General features: G+C 41.4%; 16 protein-coding genes. 5 read left to right on the plus strand and 11 right to left on the minus strand.

What is annotated here, in order from left to right:
• Positions 1-26: 26 nt before the first annotated feature.
• Entirely contained in the window at positions 27-365 is a 339-nt protein-coding gene (locus ATB74_RS17330) for a hypothetical protein (RefSeq protein ID WP_048609133.1), read from the minus strand.
• Positions 366-1,000: 635 nt separating this feature from the next.
• Between ATB74_RS17330 and ATB74_RS17335 the strand changes: the two genes are divergently transcribed.
• On the plus strand, positions 1,001-1,258 hold the full coding sequence (locus ATB74_RS17335; RefSeq protein ID WP_048609136.1) for a hypothetical protein: 258 nt from the start codon (positions 1,001-1,003) through the stop codon (positions 1,256-1,258).
• 355 nt (positions 1,259-1,613) lie between these two features.
• On the opposite strand, the gene ATB74_RS17340 is transcribed toward ATB74_RS17335, so the two are convergent.
• Both ATB74_RS17340 and ATB74_RS17345 read right to left on the minus strand, forming a co-directional pair.
• Positions 1,614-2,756, minus strand: a complete 1,143-nt coding sequence (locus tag ATB74_RS17340) for an MFS transporter (RefSeq protein WP_061019328.1) — start codon at positions 2,754-2,756, stop codon at positions 1,614-1,616.
• 519 nt (positions 2,757-3,275) lie between these two features.
• Positions 3,276-4,124: a hypothetical protein gene (locus ATB74_RS17345; protein ID WP_061019260.1), complete on the minus strand. Its 849-nt coding sequence runs from the start codon at positions 4,122-4,124 to the stop codon at positions 3,276-3,278.
• 496 nt (positions 4,125-4,620) lie between these two features.
• On the opposite strand from ATB74_RS17345, the gene ATB74_RS17350 reads away from it, so the two are divergent.
• Positions 4,621-5,001 (plus strand): hypothetical protein, encoded by a 381-nt coding sequence (locus ATB74_RS17350; protein ID WP_061019261.1) that lies wholly within the window; start codon positions 4,621-4,623, stop codon positions 4,999-5,001.
• 120 nt (positions 5,002-5,121) lie between these two features.
• On the opposite strand, the gene ATB74_RS17355 is transcribed toward ATB74_RS17350, so the two are convergent.
• A complete protein-coding gene (locus ATB74_RS17355; RefSeq protein ID WP_061019262.1) occupies positions 5,122-6,048 on the minus strand; it encodes a hypothetical protein in 927 nt (308 codons plus the stop codon).
• A gap of 297 nt (positions 6,049-6,345) precedes the next feature.
• On the minus strand, positions 6,346-7,218 hold the full coding sequence (locus ATB74_RS17360) for an alpha/beta fold hydrolase (protein WP_061019263.1): 873 nt from the start codon (positions 7,216-7,218) through the stop codon (positions 6,346-6,348).
• Between the two features lie 285 nt (positions 7,219-7,503).
• On the opposite strand from ATB74_RS17360, the gene ATB74_RS17365 reads away from it, so the two are divergent.
• The gene (locus ATB74_RS17365) at positions 7,504-8,262 is read left to right on the plus strand and encodes a hypothetical protein (RefSeq protein WP_016793465.1); all 759 of its coding nucleotides are present in this window, start codon (positions 7,504-7,506) and stop codon (positions 8,260-8,262) included.
• On the plus strand, positions 8,255-10,729 hold the full coding sequence (locus tag ATB74_RS17370) for a DEAD/DEAH box helicase family protein (RefSeq protein ID WP_081090136.1): 2,475 nt from the start codon (positions 8,255-8,257) through the stop codon (positions 10,727-10,729). The genes ATB74_RS17365 and ATB74_RS17370 overlap by 8 nt, the downstream gene beginning before the upstream one ends.
• A gap of 197 nt (positions 10,730-10,926) precedes the next feature.
• On the opposite strand, the gene ATB74_RS24560 is transcribed toward ATB74_RS17370, so the two are convergent.
• Positions 10,927-11,514 carry a TetR/AcrR family transcriptional regulator gene (locus tag ATB74_RS24560; protein WP_061019264.1) on the minus strand — a complete coding sequence of 196 codons (588 nt, stop codon included), beginning with the start codon at positions 11,512-11,514 and terminating at the stop codon, positions 10,927-10,929.
• A gap of 179 nt (positions 11,515-11,693) precedes the next feature.
• Between ATB74_RS24560 and ATB74_RS17380 the strand changes: the two genes are divergently transcribed.
• On the plus strand, positions 11,694-12,944 hold the full coding sequence (locus ATB74_RS17380; protein ID WP_179946925.1) for a glycosyltransferase: 1,251 nt from the start codon (positions 11,694-11,696) through the stop codon (positions 12,942-12,944).
• 219 nt (positions 12,945-13,163) lie between these two features.
• Here the strand turns inward: ATB74_RS17380 and pheT are convergent, their stop codons facing one another.
• From pheT to ATB74_RS17405, 5 genes are all read right to left on the minus strand, one after another.
• Entirely contained in the window at positions 13,164-15,551 is a 2,388-nt protein-coding gene (gene pheT / locus ATB74_RS17385) for a phenylalanine--tRNA ligase subunit beta (protein WP_061019266.1), read from the minus strand.
• Between the two features lie 18 nt (positions 15,552-15,569).
• Positions 15,570-16,553 carry a phenylalanine--tRNA ligase subunit alpha gene (gene pheS / locus ATB74_RS17390; RefSeq protein ID WP_004741591.1) on the minus strand — a complete coding sequence of 328 codons (984 nt, stop codon included), beginning with the start codon at positions 16,551-16,553 and terminating at the stop codon, positions 15,570-15,572.
• Positions 16,554-16,862: 309 nt separating this feature from the next.
• Entirely contained in the window at positions 16,863-18,014 is a 1,152-nt protein-coding gene (locus ATB74_RS17395; protein WP_432215317.1) for a GGDEF domain-containing protein, read from the minus strand.
• A gap of 160 nt (positions 18,015-18,174) precedes the next feature.
• Positions 18,175-19,407: a hypothetical protein gene (locus ATB74_RS17400; RefSeq protein WP_017096761.1), complete on the minus strand. Its 1,233-nt coding sequence runs from the start codon at positions 19,405-19,407 to the stop codon at positions 18,175-18,177.
• Positions 19,408-19,416: 9 nt separating this feature from the next.
• Complete coding sequence (locus ATB74_RS17405) at positions 19,417-20,208, minus strand: outer membrane lipoprotein-sorting protein (protein ID WP_061019267.1); 792 nt, start codon at positions 20,206-20,208, stop codon at positions 19,417-19,419.
• Between the last annotated feature and the right edge of the window lie 39 nt (positions 20,209-20,247).

Below are 20,247 nucleotides of genomic sequence, written 5' to 3' on the forward strand. Positions count from 1 at the left end.
GGGTTAATAGCCCTACTTCACTGGCTTTAGTCCATTCGGGTAATAAAAGTTTGCTCATCATCAACAAAAGCCACGTAGTCGCCGTGATAGATGAAAACACGCCCTCTGCCCTCAACGATACACGCAAGCTGCGGGTTCAAATCTTCTTCAAGATCTTTGCTTTGGTACGTGCCAGTATCTGTGATGACGCCACGGAGTGTAGGCAAAAACCCACAGCTGCGCTTGGCTTGATCAATCAGGCTTAATTCACTGCTAATAGAAAAGTAAGACGGGATAGGGCCAGCATCTTCGATAAACATCGGTTTCAATTCTTCAAAAGCTGTAATCACCAGCCAGTCGATGCCGTTCACATGATGGATAAACATTGTTTATAAATACCTAGATTCTCGATAATTCTGATGCGGGGATTCTAACACTATCAAGTGTAGAGCGTGGGAGAAATTGAGTTTCACTAGGAACACAAGAAGGCCCCGCAATCGCGAGGCTTTCGTTTTTCTATCGAACCGTTACCGTTATCCTTTAACAACGACAGCACCCTACTCGAATTTCACCGCTTTCATCACGTTGTATTGAACGGTTCTAGCATCAAAAACTCCCCCTCTAGCTCCCCCTCAAATGATGTTCACCGATCTCTTTAGATTAACGTTCGAGGGGAAGAACATTCTTTGTCGCTGGACATATAGCTGCACATGTAGCGAACGGTATTCAGTTCCTCCCCTTTCCCGTTGCCAACAAGAGATTGGAGATGAAAACCAAGGGGAGGTTAGGAGGGGATTGTCACGTGCAACTACCCTATTTCACCAGCTTCAAAGCTTTCACCAGAGTAATGTTGAATTGCTGAGTTGTGCTAGCACTGGAAAATGGCTTGCCCCTTCAATGTAGAAAACACTGCAAACCCTGATGTGTTTCTTGTTCACTTCCGAGTCCGTCAATGTCAAAATATTCTTGCTAAAAAGGTAGAAAAGTTTATAGTATTTTTTAGCTAAAATTGAGAATCAATATGTCATTACAGAAAAAACAATCCAAAGTATCACTGAACATCAAAATCTCATCAGACTTAGATGTTCGTCTTAAACGAGCGAGAAAAGCAGCGCGTGAACAGGGGTTGATGTTCAACGTATCTCAAGAAGTTGAAAAGTTTCTTGAGAAGGAAATAAAGAAAGTGGAACGCCAACTATCAATCGATGAAGAGATTAAGAATAACCTCGAGGATCTTGGTGGGCTTGATATAGATAAAATGATGAAATCAATGGATTAATCAAAAACAACAAAGCGTGGAGATAATTATGGGCACAATAATCGGACTGTTAATTTTAGCTGGCATCACTGTATTCCTAAAGCGTCAAACGGGACTTCATTTGCATGAGTGGATTGCAAAAAAATATAAAGACTCCCAAGACAAAAAATAATGGACTCTATCAGTTTGACAGGCTCCATCGATTTGACTTAAAAAACTAAGGCCCCGTAATCGCTAGGCCTTGGTTTTATCTTCTAACGGCTATAACTATCTTTTAATAACTACCGCACCCAACTTCACCGCTTTCATCAACGTTAGGTGAACTGCTTTGGTTACTCTAACAATAGGAAATGACCAGTCAGATAAATGAGTGTCGCTATTGTTTTTGTAGCCTATTGAATCCATTAATCCGCTGATGAAGCTGCGTGCCCATAGTCAACGACACAAACAGGCTAATCAAAGCAATCACTGCTCCTGTAACAAACACCCATTGATAACCAGACATCCAGATAATTCCCAACAAAAATGGCAAGAACACCGCTGCAATATGGTTGATAGTGAATGACAAACTCGCCGTTGAAGCCACTTCATCTTCCCGAATTGTCTTTTTAAAGTATGTGTTTAAAGCTATCGCAAAACTAAAAATAATACTGTCGACAACATACAGCGCCGCTGCCGCATAATGATCATCCACAAATGCGTAAGATAGGAATAGCAACACTAACGCGGCATACTCAATGATCAAAGCGAGCCTCTCTCCTACTCGATCGATAAATCTCCCAACATAAGGTAGAGCAAGCGTCGCAGCTAAACTGGAGACCATAAACAGAGCGGCCATCATCGCGATCGTATATTGAAACTTGGTCACCATCAGTAAGCCAGAAAATGCCACAAAGATTTGTCTTCTTGCCCCACTCAAAAAGGTAAGAATGTAATAGGTCGTGTACTCTCGTCGGACAATGAGTTTGGTGTGTTGCTTCACCTCTGTGTGAGTATCTTGAAACGTGGCCAAGTAAACCGCCAGCCAGAAACATATTATTCCACAAGTAAAGAAAATAGCCTTATCTGAAACATCAAACAGATAGCTCGCGACCATAATACCTAGAAACGTCACCATCGAGAAAAAAGAGGCTGCAGAGCGAATCTTTCCCATTGATTCACTAAAGTTCTCGGTCTCTAACAATTGGGTTGAAAGTGATTTGTTCACCGCCTCTAAATAATGGAAGCCAATAGACATGATCGTCGTGCTGAAATAGAAGCCATAAATCGAAGGCAAATACCCAGTCACGGCAACGCCTAGCCCTAATGTTGCAACCGACAGTACAGCGACTCTTTGTTCTGAAGCGATGAACAACAGAAACAAAACAGTAAATGAAAGCAAGCCTGGGATTTCCCTGACACTCTGCAATGCACCCACATCAGCACCGGTCATACCAACAGTATCGACAGCGAAGTTATTCATCACAACTCGCCACCCAGTATTCGCTATCACTGACGCGATCGCGATAATAACCAACATCGCAAATGAGCTTCGCGATGTTAAAAGCCTAAGCCAAAGAGTCATTTAAGCCGCCGATTCTAAAAGAAAATCTTGAATATGATCGCGCATGAATGAAGCCGTTATTAGTTTTCCGTTCATATTCAGATCCTCAAAAATAATGGTATGTTCTGAGCTTTGTAACGATATGCAACTAAGAAAAAGAACACAGAGACAATACAACTCGCTAACAAATTGTTACACGATCGTTTTTAGAATGTTATTTCTTGAGATTGGTAAGTATTCAGAGAGGTTTTACTTATTTGAGACATTCATTGAAGACTGTTATTGGTTATTAAAAACACAACTGCACTGGCAACGATCGGTATTCAGTTCCTCCCCTTTCCCGCTACCAACAAGAGATTGGAGATGTAAACCAAGGGGGAGGTTAGGAGAGGATTGTTAGTCGAACCTTACGTACACTCTCCAAGTTGTTTTGCTCGCTGTACAACACACAAAAAGGCCTCGTAATCGCGAGGCCTTAGTTCATTAGAGATATATTTACTTCGACATAACATCACACTTGGTTTCATCTAAACCAAGCCCTTTTGCAGCTAGCTTACATTGCTCTTTAATGTCTGTTATCTGGTTCTCCCACTGCTGATCAAAAGATGGAAGTGAATTACTGTTGATAGTTGCGAAATACTGATCGCGCATTAATAAAAAGTTTGACCTAATAGCCTGTTGATCAGCATAGACCTTAACAGCCTTAGTGAGCAGCTTTGCGATATCTTTCGGGTCGTATGCTATTGACTGTCGTCCATCCTTATCAGCCCCACCGAGAGTAATTTGATACAAGATGTCATAGTAATCACGCTGAATACGATGCACCTGTTTCTGATACCTATCGTAACTGGTTTCTTTTACGGCCTTGTTGAGCTTATCAATATTACCTTTCGTAAATTCATTAAGTAATTCAAAGGTATTGTTTTTTATTAGTTCAGATTTGTCTTTCTGCGATTGCGCAATAATTGAGTATGAAAGCTCATTGAGGCGCAATGCCCTGCTCAATGCTAATTGTTTTGCTTGCGGTGAAATAACAAAGTTGATGATATCGTCCGCATTAGGCTTAGTTTCGGCGTACACTTCTTTAATATCAGTGACTTGTTTCACTTGAAAATCGGACATAAGTGTTGAGTTAGTTAGCACGTCTCCTTGTACAAATTTAGGTAAAGGCCTTGGAGCACACCCGATAACGGTATCTAGGGCTCTCGCGCCTAACGTAAGTTCGTTGCTAAAAACTTCAGTAAGTTGGTCGTTGTAAGGTTGGCACCAAGATTTGTCTGCAACTTCGTTTGTAGACACACATCCAGCGAGTAATAAAACGATTAGTGTTAGATACTTATACATAAGAAATCTCTTTATCTGACGTTGAGTTTAAAGCCTCCCCACATGATGAAAGGTGCTGTTAAAATTATTTTTATCAGTAAAGAGGTCATTACAGGTTAGATTAGCCATTTACAGATAAGTGTGACACCTGTTGTATATTTAACGATGAAGATATAAATATTTCGTATGTTAGGTGCTTGGTTTGTATGAAGCATACAACACTACCCTCAAATGCAGTTCAACGATCTCTTTAGATTAACGTTCGAGGGGGAGAACATTCTTTGTCGCTGAACATATAGCAACACATGTAGCGAACGGTATTCAGTTCCTCCCCTTTCCCATTACCAACAAGAGATTGGAGATGTGAATCAAGGGGAGGTTGGGAGGGGATTATCGGTCAAGCCTCATATGCAATTGATTCAAAAGCAATAACGCAATTTGTTACAATGCCCATAATTAAAGGGTGATCTTATTTCGCTATACTCCGCGCCTAATTCCAGAAACAGACCTAATACCAATGAATATCTTTAAAACCTTGGCTCTTTCTATCACGCTATTTTTAGTTGGCTGTGCATCTGGTTCAGCAATATTAGTCGGTGAAGCCAGAGACCCAATTACACCTCAAGAGGTTACGCTATATCTTGAAGCGCCTGAGAGCTATGAAAAAATAGCTTTAGTTGACGCATCTAGTGATGCAGGGATGACGAAACAAGGCTCCATCGACTATGCAATCGAAGAGTTAAAAAAGCAGGCGGCTAAACTAGGAGCTAATGGTGTCTTACTTCAAGCGACAGGAAGCAACAGCTCTGTAGTATTGGGAGGCGTTGGCACAGACTACCAGTACTTAATCCCTGTTTCAGAACAGACGGTTAATGGAATCGCGATCTACACAGAGTAATTAATATTGTGCAAGTTAGCTGTCTCGTCAGCACAAACAAAAAGGCCTCGCAATCACGAGGCCTTGTTTTATCTGCGTTCCAACGAAAAAGTAGCTAGCAATTTACGATGGCAAACCAAATTAACTCGAGAGCCATTCATCCAATACTGTGATGAATTTAGGGTTGATGAGATAACCGATGGAAGCGTGCGGATTACTTTTTCCGTTGCGAATATTGAGGTTATAGATTGGGTGGATGTCTTTCATTCCGCCGGGTATCAGATCCAGTTTGAGCATGTCTTTGAAGTCATTTCTAATTTTGCTGTCATGAGAGATAAAATCATCTTCTGCCGATATGTTTATCCACTGCTGAATGTTTAAAGGATACTTTTTCTCATCTTTCAAGCGGCTCCCTTTTAGCCTATCTTTTACGTTTTCATCGCCTAACGGTGACCCAAGCGTAAGCAATAAGTTGACCTTATTATCCGCACCATAGTCATGCCTATACTCTCCGTAATGAGACAACTTCCACAGCACGTCATAACTGATCATCGACCCGAGACTGTGCGCTACAATCATCACATCATCTCGATGATCAAGCGCTTCCTGCAGTTCAACCATTAGCCTATGCCTGACATCGCTGCCAAAATAGGTATCTTCATACCAATAGTGCGCCATATCCGGCGCGACCTTCGTTATCAGTGTCTCAGCCACACCTAGCTTTCCAAATAGCGATGAAAAAGTATCTGCTAGCGCCTCTTTCAGAAAACCAATTTTAGATACCTTGTTATACGTTGTTTTATTGAACTGGCTTGTCTTGTACTTCTTGAGTTCAGACAGCGCTTGCTGTCGACTTGCAGGGTCTTCCGTTGGTTTCTCTAACAATGTGTTTGATAGTTCACCGTAATAGACAAACCGTTTATCGACATCTTTAAAAGCTTGTAATGAACTTGAGTCTCCACAATCTCGCTGCAAGCCATGTTCTATAGCCTCGTACCAGAGTGCTTGAAGGGGAGCTTTGTCGGGCTTTTGAGCGCGACCATGAATGAATATTATTTTCTTAGCCATAGCAGGACGTCCTAAACACATAGTTAAAGTGATTATCACTAGAAAGCCCCCCTAGATTCGGTCAGCCCTTGCTAATAAAAGTGGTGCTAATTACGTATCTAGGGGTGGTTGGTAGAGCATTTATATAACTATGAGGCCGTCGTTTAAGGACGATAAACGAGTGAACGAAGCGATCATTACTCGCAAATTGAAATGAATGTAGCTAGCAAAACCTCCAACTCACAAAAAGGCCCCGCACACGCGAGGCCTTGGTTTTTATATCAACAGTTGCAGCCATCATTTAACAACTACAGCACCCTACTTCACTGACTTGACCGCTTTAATCAACGTTGCGTTGAACTGCTTTGGTTGCTCAAGCATTGGGAAGTGGCCTGAGTCTTCAACGTAGTAAATGCTGTAATCCTTGATGTGTTTCTTGTTCGCTTCTGAATCCGTTGGCCATAGGCGAGCGTTAACCAATATTACTGGCACATTCACGTTCTCATACACGCGGTGTGCTTCGCCTGTCACGTATTGGCCTAGATAATGGCGGAACTGGTTTATCGCGATAGCTGGCGGTGCTGATGCCATGTCTTGCGTTACCCAGTAAAGTAAATCTGCGTCTACATCTTTTGGTAGCGAGTCTTTCACGAACGCAGTAATGCCCGCTTGGAAGTTTGCTTCAAACGGCTTGGTCATTGCATCTAGGTCGCTTTGTGAAACCGCTAGTGCGACGTTTTGAGATGTATCGATACCAATAATGCCCTTCACTCTTTTCGGCATCAGTTTAGCGGCTTCTGCAATTACGCCACCTGCCATCGAATGCCCAACTAAGATGACTGAATCGAGTTGTTCTTTCTCGATGACGGCTTTGATGTCTTCAGCGAATGCAACCATGGTGTACTCTTCGCGGTTGAACGATGAGTTACCGTGCCCTGCTAAGTCCATAGTGATCACTTGGTACTGCGTTGAAAACTCACTCACTTGGTTTTTCCAAAGCCTGCTGTCTAAGCTCCAACCGTGAATGAAGATCAGTGCCGTCTCCGCAGTCCCACTTTTGCCATACGCAATTTGCTCACCATCGTGAGATATAGCAATACCGTACTTAACCTTTGAATCATAAGCCATGGCATTAAAGCTACCAAGTGCCATGAATACCAAGAGTGTGATATTTAGAATTAAACGTTTCATAGTGTCTCTCTACTTACTTTGGAGGGAACACAGAAAGCGCTCCTCTCAATCAATATAGCCACTATAAAGTGTGAAGTTGTAGACGGGTCAATGAGAATTAAACACGAGTTATTCATCTGATTTTATCAACAGGACGTTTACCCCTATTCAGTCTCCACTTAAAGAACCATAGGTAGATCCAATATAAACCTCAAAATAATTGTGCTTTTTTTGAACGTAAGGTACATTTCAACACAATAAACAGTAACTTACTGATATTTATCACAATAAAGGTTTCTAAGCTTAATGTTGAATTCAGAATTAATACAACTCGATACAGGCAGGTCACTCCACGTTATAGAGATTGAGTCAATAACAAAAGAAATGAAAAACTTGTTGAACAAATATTTTGTTTCAATTTGCGAAGGTGATTCAGATAGTGAGATTAGCTTAGTTAAGAAAAGGTTAGTTAAATTCCTAGAAACAAAGAATGAAGCAACACAAATGGGGGCTGTCGCTGAATTTTTTGTGCACCTTTATTTGAATCAACTTAATTTTAAACAAGAGTTTCTATTCTTCAATTTAGAAGAAAACTCCATAAAAAAAGGGTTTGATGGTCTGTTTTCGAGAGATACTGAGACATTTTTGGTAGAAAGCAAGTCTGGGAATATTACAACAAAGGGAATAAGTCACAAATCCAAATTAAATACAGCATATTCAGATCTAAAGGATTACGTATCTGGGAAAAGTGAAAAAGGTAGAAACAATCCATGGAGGAATGCTTATAACCACGCCTGCCATATAGATGTCTGCTCAGAAAAAAGCTTAAGAAAAAAAATCAAGAAATTGAGCGAAATGTATGATGACGGTGATTATACTCACGTAAAGGATTATAGAATAATACCTTGTTCTACAATATTCTTAAATTCAATTTGGGATAATGAAGAAAACTCAAAGATATTAAATGAAAATGATTTCTTAAAAAATTACGAATGTAGCTCGTTAGATGCAGTGTGTATATCAAAGACAAGCTTAGAATTATTTAAAGAATATTTAGGTGAATAAATTGGCTATTTCCTTTAGTTGGCTAAAAAAAGATGAAAGATTCATTTCTTCAATGCAAAAAATGTCGCTAAACATTCCTTTAGAGACTTGTGAAATGGAATACCTTCTAGGTTGTTCTGTTATTTTCCTTGAAGAATACCGTAAAGATAAAAGAAAAAACTTGTACTTTGAAATTGCCTATTACATTGTACTTAAAAGTGCAATTAACAATAATGAGTATGAACCTCTACTTGATGTTAGTTCTAACTTTGGATTGTATCCAATTTCAAACTACATTTCAAAAAATGGTCTTTACACCAGTAACCTATCTTCACAATTTAGTCTTTCCTTTCAACTCACCAAATTTGAATACAATAATATTGTTGAAACTTATGACCAGAGGAAATCAAGACTAGAACTTGTAAAAAGTAATGACAATGAGAACTGCTATATTGCTCCTACATCTTTCGGTAAAAGCTCTCTCATTACAGAAATAATTAAGGAGAAGAAACAAAAAAGAATAGCAATTATCGTACCAACAAAGTCACTTTTGATTCAAACTTACAAGTTAATTAAGAAAAACTTCTCAAAAAGAAATATAATATTTCATGATGAAATGTATGATGGTTCGAATGATTTCATAGCTATATTCACTCAAGAAAGAGCTCTAAGATTATTAAAAGACGACAATATTTCATTTGACCTATTGATAATTGACGAAGCTCATAATTTATTTAACTATGATTCGAGAAGCTTACTACTGACTAGGTTAATCAGAAGAAATAGAAAGCGAAACTCTAAATCAACAAATTATTACTTATCACCACTAATTTCTGATTCTAATAATTTAAAGGTCGAAAGAGAACAAGAAATATTTGAGAGGAAGATTATAAGCAATATTAAAGAAGCTGACATCTTCGAATATAAATCTTCTGGAGAAATAAGAAAATACAATCGTTTCTTAGATACTTTCTTTGACTCAGGACATAGTGAACACTTTCTTGACTACATAGTTAATAATAGTAAAAACAAGAACTTCTTATACCTTAGAGCACCAAGAAAAGTTGAAGAATTATCTATATTGCTTGATTCAACACTTGAATATATCAATTCACCTAGTTTAGTGGAACTCTCACATGTAATATCAATGAATGTTCACAAAGACTTTTATTGTGTAGATTACATTAAGAAAGGATTAGTTTATCTCCATGGAAAACTACCTGATTTAATAAAAGAGTATCTAGAATTTAAATTCTCAGAAAATAGAGAAGTAAGATATGTGGTAGCTAACTCTGTTATACTTGAAGGAGTAAACCTACCTGTTGATAACATGTATATCATGAATACTAATTCTCTCGATGCTAAATCTCTTACCAACCTAATTGGCAGAGTTAATAGATTAAATGAAGTATTTGATGATGAAAGAAAATCTTTAGATAAACTCTTGCCTAGTGTCCATTTTGTAAACTCTGAAGAATTCAACCGTAAAGGTGGGAATATGGAGAATCAAATTAGGAAATTAAAAAGCGGCGTATTTAAAGATAGTTTAGATAACCCACTATTAGTTAACTTTGACATTGATAAAATGAAGCTAGAACTTGAGCAAGCGAAAGAAAACAACAAGCTTGATAAAATAGCAACGTTAGAGAAGAAAATTGAGGAATACCAACAAGTAAAAGGAAAAGAAGACTTCCTCATAACTAGTGATTTAGATGATAAAAATAGAATTAAAAAGACTCTTTTAGAATCAGATATTCTTTCAGTTTATTATAACTCTGAATCTATGATAAATAGCCTTACAAGTAGGGTTGAAAATATAGAAAACCTCTCTGACTGGAATGAATCACATATTATTGATAAGGTTTATCTATTTTTCATTCAGGGTTTAGAAGGAAATATAGTTAAAAAAGATTTTTTGCGACTACAGCATGAAAAGGCAAGAAATTACTATAAGTTGTTCACTGGAAACCTTCACCGCCTTAGCTTAAAAGAACATATCGCAGACACGATACGATATTTTCAATCAATAAAGCACTTACCACAAGGTAGAGAGTTCTATATTGGAGAGTCATATGGTGAATTTGGTAAAATTAACATCGATGGTAGATTAGGTAAAACTGTGTATTTAGATCTTTCTACTAAGTCAAATAAAGAAATTGCAAATATATCACTAGTAAAGATAAAGATTGAGAGTGACTTTATTTCATATACATTAAATAACTTTGTTAATGTCATGCATGATTTAGAAATCATTTCAGAAGAAGAATATGAGCTTCATATATATGGAACAACAAATAAGTCTAATTCGGAATTCGTTAAGCTGGGGCTTAGTGGCTCCTTGATAAACAAGCTAGATAAAGACAATCAAATGGTTAATTTGACAATAAACTCTCATGGGTTAGTTGAGTACAATAACGCCTTTATTCGTTATATTAATATGCAAGATGATTTGATAAAATTTGAAATCAGTAAATTTATCGACATCTAAATAGTAGCTTTAGTATAACCACCCCAAAACAAAAAGGCCTCGCAATGCGAGGCCTTTTATTTTTTCTATCTATCAGAAGAGATTAGTCGCGAAGTGCTGCGCCGAATTTCTCTGAGATTGAAGCTACGATAGCATCTACTGAACCAGCGATGTCTGGTGCGCTCTACAGACTGTAGGCTAAGTGCGATTGGTTTAAGCTACTTTTTCCCTAAAATGCCGTAAAAAAATAGATGCCCTACACTTTCCATGTATTGATGCCCCTTTTTCAAGAAGTCTGGGTCTTTATAGATAGTCATATTGGCGTTCATAAAATCTACAATCGCTTCAGGCTGCAAATGAACGGCAACCTCACCTTCGTGCTGCCCTTGCTTAACAAGAGCAAGTAAAAATGGGATTTGTCTTTCTTGAACAAACCGCTCATAAATTTTCATAAGAGCGCCACCTTGCCAATCAAAATGCTTTAAAGCGTTCTTATTGATTTCGTTTCCCTCTCCATCACCTAGAGCAAAAAATTGTTTGAGCTTGTCTTGAAAGGAAGACTCTAATTCAAGAATTGCCTCTACCGATTCAAAGGATTGGTTTAAATATTGAGTCACCACCAATTCAACCAGTGCCTCTTTTGAACCAAAATAGTTATAAATACTCACTTGTGAAACTTTAGCTTCTTTAGCGAGTTCAGCAATACTCGTGCTGGCAGGACCTTTGCTAAAGAACAAAGTTTTAGCTGTGCTAATAATCTGGTCTTTCTTTTGTTCTGCTCGGCGCTGAAATCCATTAGTTGTCATAGTCCCTCCAAGTTATGAAGTCTATCTTACTTTTATTTCATAAATTTGACCAGATGATTGTTTTGACGTATTTTATGAAATATCCAACGTACATATTTCATAAACCAACTTGGAGTACTTGATGAATTTCATGCTCCCATTTGATAGAAAATTAGGGGCTTTAGATGAAGGTACTATTGTTGACTATCGGTTCTCGTGGCGATGTAGAACCGTATATCGCTTTAGGTAAAGCGTTAATACAAAAGGGGCACCAAGTAGATTTATGTACAGCATCTCGATTTCAAGGGTTCGTTGAAGAAAGTGGTTTAACCTACAGATACATTAATGATGACTTATTCAAGTTAATGGATAACGGTATATTTGAAAACATGGGCAGCTTGTTTAGTGGGATAAGAACGGTAGTCAAATTGGTTAAAAAGGCGAAACCGCTTAACCGCCAAATGATCATTGATAGTATTCACGCCGGGCTAGAATCAAAGCCCGACTTAATCATTTACCACCCAAAATGTTTAGCTGCCGTATCCATTGCAGAGAAGTTTACAGTCCCTGCTGTGATGGGAGTTCTGCAACCAATGATAACTAAAACCAGTGCTTTCCCCCCAGCAGGGATTCCAAACTTAGGTTCATTAGCAAATAAGCTTAGTTATCGACTGATTAACTTAGGCTACTCCCAGTATTCAAAAGAACTCAATCAACAACGTGCCGAGCTTTTAGGTTTACCCGCTTTGAAAAGAAATACGGGAATATTGTCACACAGTAGCGGCAAACCAGTCCCCGTCTTACATGGGTTTAGCGAACAGCTAGTACCTCGTCCAAACGATTGGACTTGTGACGCAACTATCACAGGGTATTGGCAATCAAAAACCGACCTAAATGATTACCACCCCTCAAAAGAACTGGTGGAATTTTTATCTCATGAATCAAAACCTGTTTATATTGGTTTTGGCAGTATGACTGGAAAAGATCCCGCAAGAACAGGGAAAATGATCGTTGATGCAGTGACCAAAGCTGGTGTTCGGGCAATCCTAGCATCAGGATGGGGAGGTCTAAAAGTGGACGCATTGCCAAACGATGTATTAGTGATTGAGTCTGTCCCACATGATTGGTTATTCCCAAAAGTGGCAGCTGTTATACATCACGGGGGAGCAGGTACAACCGCAGCGGGTCTTTCGGCGGGTAAACCAACATTGATTTGTCCTTTTTTTGGTGACCAACCATTTTGGGGGGCTCAAGTTGAACAAAAAGGGTTAGGCCCTTCACCGATTAAGCAGAAGAAGCTTACGAGCGACAATTTAAGTAAGGCTTTGATTGAGTTAGTGTCCAACCAAGATTTCAAGATCAATACGAATAAACTCGCCAAGGAACTTTCACATGAAAATGGTGTTGATACGGCGATTACTTGGATGGAGACTCGTGGGTTATTAAGGTGATTTTCGTACCGTAATAAGTACACAAGTAGAACATTGAGAACCATAATCCGGATATCTAAAACTCTGAATAACCTTCGGGTACTCTAGTTATTCGTTAAATACTAATTAAATCACGGACATCTAACTTTCTAGCGATGAGTTGCCACCTACTCTAACCTATCCACATACAAAAAAGGCCTCGCAATGCGAGGCCTTTGGTTTTCTATCTATCAGAAGAGATTAGTCGCGAAGTGCTGCGCCGAATTTCTCTGAGATTGAAGCTACGATAGCATCTACTGAACCAGCGATGTCTGCATCTTCAAGTGTGCGCTCTACAGACTGTAGGCTAAGTGCGATTGCTAGGCTCTTCTTACCTTCTTCAACGCCTTGACCAACGTATACGTCGAACAGTTTAGCGCCTGTTAGGAATTCGCCACCCGCTGCGATACACGCTTCAACGATGTCGCCAGAAGCAACTGCTTCGTCAACAACTACTGCGATATCACGACGGTTTGCAGGGAACTTAGATACGGCTACTGCTTCTGGAAGCACGCGAGTGTTGATAGCTGCCCATTCGATTTCGAATACGATAGTACGGCCGTTTAGACCAAACTTACGCTCTAGTTCTGGGTGAACAGTACCAATGATACCCACTTCTTTGCCGTCTACTACGATAGCCGCAGTTTGACCTGGGTGAAGTGCTGGGTGCTTCGCTGCTTTGAAGCTGTATGCGATTTCGTTTGCTGAAAGCTCAAGAACGGCTTCTAGGTCACCTTTAAGATCGAAGAAATCTACAGTGTTAGTTGCAATGTCCCAGTGCTCTTCGCCACGAGTACCAGAGATAACGCCCGCAAGCATCATTTCTTGGCGCATGCCGTTTTCAGCAGTTGCTTCAGGGATGAAACGTAGGCCTGATTCGAATAGACGAACGCGAGACTGTTGACGCTTCTGGTTGTGAACAACTGTGTTTAGTAGACCTTGGATTAGGCCAAGACGCATTGCTGACATGTCCGCAGAGATTGGGAATGGCAGGATTAGCGGCTCAACACCAGGTACAACAAGTTTTTGCTGTTCTGGTTCCACGAAGCTGTATGTGATTGCTTCGTGGTAGCCACGGTCTACAAGAAGGTCACGAACGCGCTTAAGCGGTTGGTCAGCTTCTTTGTGGTCATTCATTTTAAGTGCCGCTTTAGGCGCTTGGTTTGGAATGTTATCGTAACCGTAGATACGACCTACTTCTTCAATTAGGTCTTGCTCGATTGCGATATCAAAACGCCAAGATGGAGACGTTGCCGTCCAACCAGCGTCTGTAGTCTCTACTTCACAACCTAGGCGAGTAAGAATTTCCACTACGTCTGTAGATGGGATCTCGTGACCTAGTAGGCTGTCTAGCTTAGCGCGACGTAGAGCAACTACGTTTGCTTTAGGAAGATCAGCTTCAGATTCGCTGCCGTTTACTGGCGCAACTTCACCACCACAGATTTCAACTAGAAGCTGTGTTGCACGCTCCATTGCTGCTGCTTGAAGTGTTGAATCAACACCACGTTCGAAACGTAGAGAAGAATCAGTGTGAAGGCCGTAAGCACGTGCGCGACCACGGATGTGATCCGGTGCGAAGAATGCTGCTTCAAGAAGAACGTCAGTTGTTTCAGTAGTCACACCTGAATCTTGACCGCCAAAGATACCAGCGATTGCTAGTGCTTTGTTGTGGTCAGCGATAACAAGTGTGTTGCTGTTTAGTTCAGCTTCGTTGCCATCTAGAAGTGTTAGCTTTTCGCCCTGCTCTGCTAGACGAACCACGATACCGCCTTCGATCTTAGCTAGATCAAATGCGTGCATTGGTTGGCCTTGCTCTAGCATCACGTAGTTTGTGATGTCTACAACTGGGTCGATTGAACGGATACCACAACGGCGCAGTTTTTCTTGCATCCAGATTGGAGATTCCGCTTTCACGTTTACGTTCTTAACCACACGGCCAAGGTAACGTGGACAAGCATCAGTTGCTTTGATTTCAACAGATACTGTGTCTTCAATGCTTGTTGCAACAGCTTCAACTGTTGGCTCTGTAACGTCTGCGCGGTTTAGTACGCCAACTTCACGAGCAAGGCCACGGATGCTGAAGCAGTCTGCGCGGTTTGCTGTTAGGTCTACGTCGATAGTTACGTCGTTAAGCTCAAGAAGCTCACGTACGTCCATACCTAGCGTTGTGCCTTCAGGCAGCTCAAGGATGCCGTCTGACTCTACGTCGATACCTAGCTCAGAGAAAGAACAAAGCATGCCGTGCGATGGAACGCCACGTAGTTTTGCTTTCTTGATTTTGAAGTCACCAGGAAGTACTGCGCCAACTGTTGCTACTGCTACAGTTAGGCCAAGACGACAGTTAGATGCACCACAAACGATGTCTAAAAGTTCTTCTTCACCGATATCAATTTTTGTAACTTGTAGTTTGTCTGCGTCTGGGTGCTGACCGCACTCAACCACTTTACCTACTTTAACGCCGGTGAATTCACCAGCAACAGGTTCTACATCGTCAACTTCCAAACCAGCCATAGTGATTTGGTGAGCTAGCTCTTCGCTGTTAATTGCAGGTTTAACCCACTCGCGTAGCCAAGATTCACTGAATTTCATAGTTTTGACTGCCCCGGATTACTTGAATTGTTTAAGGAAACGAAGGTCGTTCTCGAAGAACGCACGAAGGTCATTTACGCCGTAACGAAGCATCGTTAGACGCTCTACACCCATACCGAATGCAAAACCAGAGTATTTCTCAGGGTCGATGCCAACAGAGCGAAGTACGTTAGGGTGAACCATGCCACAGCCTAGAACTTCTAGCCATTTGCCATCTTTACGTTTCACGTCAACTTCAGCTGAAGGCTCTGTGAACGGGAAGAATGAAGGACGGAAACGCACTTCAACTTCTTCTTCAAAGAAGTTACAAAGGAAATCGTTAAGAATGCCTTTAAGTTGTGCGAAGTTTACGTTCTCATCAACTAACATACCTTCCACTTGGTGGAACATTGGCGTGTGAGTTTGATCGTAGTCGTTACGGTAAACACGACCCGGAGCAATGAAGCGGAATGGCGGTTTGCCGTTTTCCATCGTACGGATTTGAACACCAGAAGTGTGCGTACGTAGCATTAGATCAGGGTTGAAGAAGAAAGTATCGTGATCAGTACGAGCTGGGTGATCGTCTGCGATGTTTAGTGCATCAAAGTTGTGGAATGCATCTTCGATCTCAGGGCCAGACTCAGTGTTAAAACCAAGCTCACCAAAGAACTGTTCGATACGCTCAACTGTGCGAGTAACTGGGTGAAGACCACCGTTCTCAATGCGACGACCTGGTAGGCTCACATCGATAGTTTCTTCAGCTAGTTTCGCTTCAAGCTCTGCACGTTGTAGTGCGTCTTTGCGAGCTGCGATCGCTTGTTGAACAGCACCTTTCGCTTTGTTGATCTCTTGACCAGCAGTGCGACGCTCTTCAGGTGGAAGTTTACCTAGGCTTTGTAGTTGAAGAGTTAGTTCACCCTTCTTACCTAAATACTGAACTCGCACTTCATCAAGTGCGACTAACGAATCTGCTGTATCAATAGCAGTCGTTGCATTAGCAATGATCTCTTCTAGATGTTGCATCATTTCCTCATCTACCAGTTGGTAGTGTCCGTATCGGATGATTAGTTTTTTTAGATAGCTACACATAGTAATCAAACACGCAACCAATGCCAAATTGAATCGTTAAAAGAGCAAGTTATTGACTAAAAACACGGCAAATTTAACAGGATATTAATGAGGAGTAAGAGGAAGTGGCACAAATACGAGTGCCACTCCTTTGTTTGGAAGTGAGCGGGGCTCTAGATTTGCAGAGAGCTGAGTTCTAAATCTCAAGTGAACCGAGATCTAAAACTAAAGCGAACTTAGATCTGAACTTCAAATAAACCAGTTTTAAATCTGAATCGAACAAACGCTGTTTTTACCTGCGTTTTTCGCTAAATAGACGGACTCATCGGCGGCTTTAATTAACTCGTTCATTGAGCCGAATTCTTGGGTTATTTCAGCCACACCGACACTAATACTGCCAATCCAAACTTGATGGCTGGTTTCAACCTCTAATTCAGACACTTTCTGGCGAGCCGTTTCCGCGATGTGCATGCCACCTTTGAGGTCGGTGTTAGGGCAAATAACCAAGAACTCATCGCCACCTAACCGGCAAACAATATCATCATTACGGAACGTATTTTTCAGTTCACGCGAGAGGGTTTGTAGAACCAAGTCACCTGCATCATGACCACTGGTGTCATTAATGCGCTTGAAGTTGTCGGCATCAATCATAATGCACACTAAAGGCATACCCAGTTCTTTGGAGTCTTGCCAATGTAGCGCTAACTGTTTAAAGGCACTGCGGCGGTTAGGCAAATGAGTGAGTGAGTCTGTTAACGACAGTTCTTCAAGCTTCTTACTCGCTCGTTTCAATTCTGCCGTCCGTTCCTCGACTTTGTCTTCGAGTAACTGATTGAAGCGTAACAACTGCTTGTTTCGTTCAGAGACTTGTTCAAACAGGCCGTTAAGCGCAGCCAACAGCGGGACAGTCGCAGAGTCTTGTTGTTTTTCTTCAGCTTCAAAGGCTTGTAGAGGTGTTGCGCCCTCTTCTATGGCGGTCATTTGTCGCGCCATGTTTTGGTCGATGCCGAGGATGTGGTAAGCAAGCCAATGGATGAGGAAGTCCAATAACTGCCGTGCTGACACCTGATCTTCTTCCAAGATGAACGCTTGCATACTGTAGATATCTTGCATAAATACACGATGCACTTTGATGTGTTCTTCTATGTGTAACTCATACACACCGCAATCTCTCATCAAAGATTCTTCTTCTTTAAAGTGAAATTCGGCATAGCGTGTGAGATCAAGTAAAGCGATGTTAATGTCGTCTATAGAGATTGTATTCTCTGACAAAAGATTTCCGTAGTGGTTGATAAAACCAACAAGGTATTGATGTTGTTCATCGACAACACCAATGCCTGTTTCAAAGTTTTGATCCCAATTAAATAAACTCATAGATCCCTTAGGGCCGATACCACCAGCACAATTCACATGCATATTCGGAGGTTATAGATACTCAAAAAATATAACCATCTTACCTGTGGGACTATTCGATTATTTGCTCTATTTTATAAAAAGATGACGTTGAACATTATAAATATAGCGCGTCTTAAATCTGAGACGTTCCCTTTAACAAGAACGCCCCACCAAACTAACACTAGAAATAATATTCCAACGCTACCTCAACAAAATCATCCTTACGAGCGAAGAACAATAAGTCTTCTGGGGTTTCGTTCTCAAACAACCAAGCGTTTAATCGCCACTTGAGATTGTTGTTGATGCGGCTTGATGCTTCTAGCTTCGCGCTGTAGACATCGCTGTTATCTAAGTCTTGAGTGATGCCTGTAAGTACTTCGGTGCCGTCTTCATCATTCAAGGCGAAACGTGCACCAAGAAACACATCGTTTTGGCCGATGGTTTGGGCGTTGTTGCCTCGGCTGTCATACAAGTATTCCGCAATGAAGCCGATGTCCCAGTACGATTCAAGCGCTCCAACCCAAGTGTATTCAAAGCCTGTTGCGACGCCTGTGTGGTTGTCGTAACTATCGCGATAAATGCTTTCCAGCTTCCATAACCAGTCACCGATAATGCCCTGCACATCCAGTCCGAAGTGCTGCATTTGCGCGTAGTATGGCTTGAGTTGGTTGCCTTGCACACGGTAATAAGGGTCGCGGTTTGTGCCGCCTAAGTAACTTAAGCCGACATCCCAATCACCGTACATTTGGCTATAACGCAATGCCACATCGACGTGCTTTTCTTCTCTCGAAGATTCGTAAAGTGCATCATCGGATACTGGCACTGTTGGCCTTAATCTGCCGTCTTCCCCAGCGAAGGTACGCTCACGAAAATACGGCAGTAGCATGGCGTCTATGGTTCCCCAGTCTTTTATCGAGGTGAAGTGCACCATTGGCTGACCCAGTTTCGATTCACCATCGACCGATTCAATGGCATCGGTTTGGTTTACCACATCCACCAAGTGCGCCGATTCGGTCACGCCCCAAAACACCTTGCCGACACCAGCTCGCAGTTCGTAATCATCCCAATACGTGAGGTACAGAGCTTCTCGAACGTCGCCATGAGTTCGCTCATCGTCTTCACTGTCTAACCGATAAAACGGCGTGAAGGTAAAGCTGCCGTTGCCCTCTTGTTGTTCCCAATAAAACTCTGGCTGCAATACCAGTGAGCTTTGCCCTTTATCTTGTCCTTGTAAGCCGTCGCTAAAGAACTGCCTGTGTTCAAGGTTAACCTGCCCTGCGAGTTCTGGGGTGACTTGTTCTACGAACTCAGAGCTAAAGCCTGCCGCCACACATGGCAACGACACCTGCATAAGCCCAACTGTCGCTGCCAAGGTTAAAGATAACTGCGTTCCTGTTAACACAATCCTTTTCATATTCTTGCCTTACTTTGCACGTTTCAGTGTGTTTTTCTGGAAATCTTTGTCCTTAAGACCGGTTTGGAACGCTAAATCTGTCGTGGTTAAAACGGTGCTTTTGCCTGTTTGATGGTTTTGCATCGACATTGTGTGCGCGCGCCAGTATTGGTTTAGGTATTGTTTGTAGTCTTGGAACGAGAGGGTTTTCAGTAATGCGCCTTTACGGTCGTAAAACTCCACTTGAACGGGGCGGTAATATTGTTGGTCTAGCCATACTTTCTGCATGGTGTAGCCAGAGTTTTTATCGGTCGGTACTTGCTCCAAGACAAAGGTATCGACGCCTTCCAGGTTCGCGTCTTCAATGTAGTTGAAGGTGTACTTTTCTAGTTCAAACGAGCTTAAATCTTCATAAGCAAATTCACTGCCCATAAACGGGCCTGATTTGTTACGTGAAGAGATGCGTTTGACACGTTTCAGAGCAGGTAAATACAGCCATTGGTCATCCGATTTAGAGATGTGTGAATGGTTTAAGAAAGCCGTGCCTTTTACGTCACGTGGCTCATCAAAAATGGTTAAGCCTTTGTCGCCATCGTCATCGACTTCTAATGATTTCAATCGCATCAAGCGCGTGCTGCTTTCGCCCTGTTTATTGCGAAGTAGCATTTCCATGGTTGCGACAGAATCACCCCACCCCATATCGACGGCTTTGCGTTGCTCGGCTATTTCTAGGCCTTTCGCTGGGTCTGCTAATGCTGGGAAAGCAGCGAATGAGCTCAGCGTGAATAATGTAGTAACGAGAGTTTGTTTAACGCTTTTCATAAATATCTCCTTGAGTCAGCCCACCGTAGCGGGCTGACG

Origin of the sequence: Vibrio splendidus, assembly GCF_001557875.1 — a bacterium.
In the GTDB taxonomy this organism is placed as follows: domain Bacteria; phylum Pseudomonadota; class Gammaproteobacteria; order Enterobacterales; family Vibrionaceae; genus Vibrio; species Vibrio splendidus_F.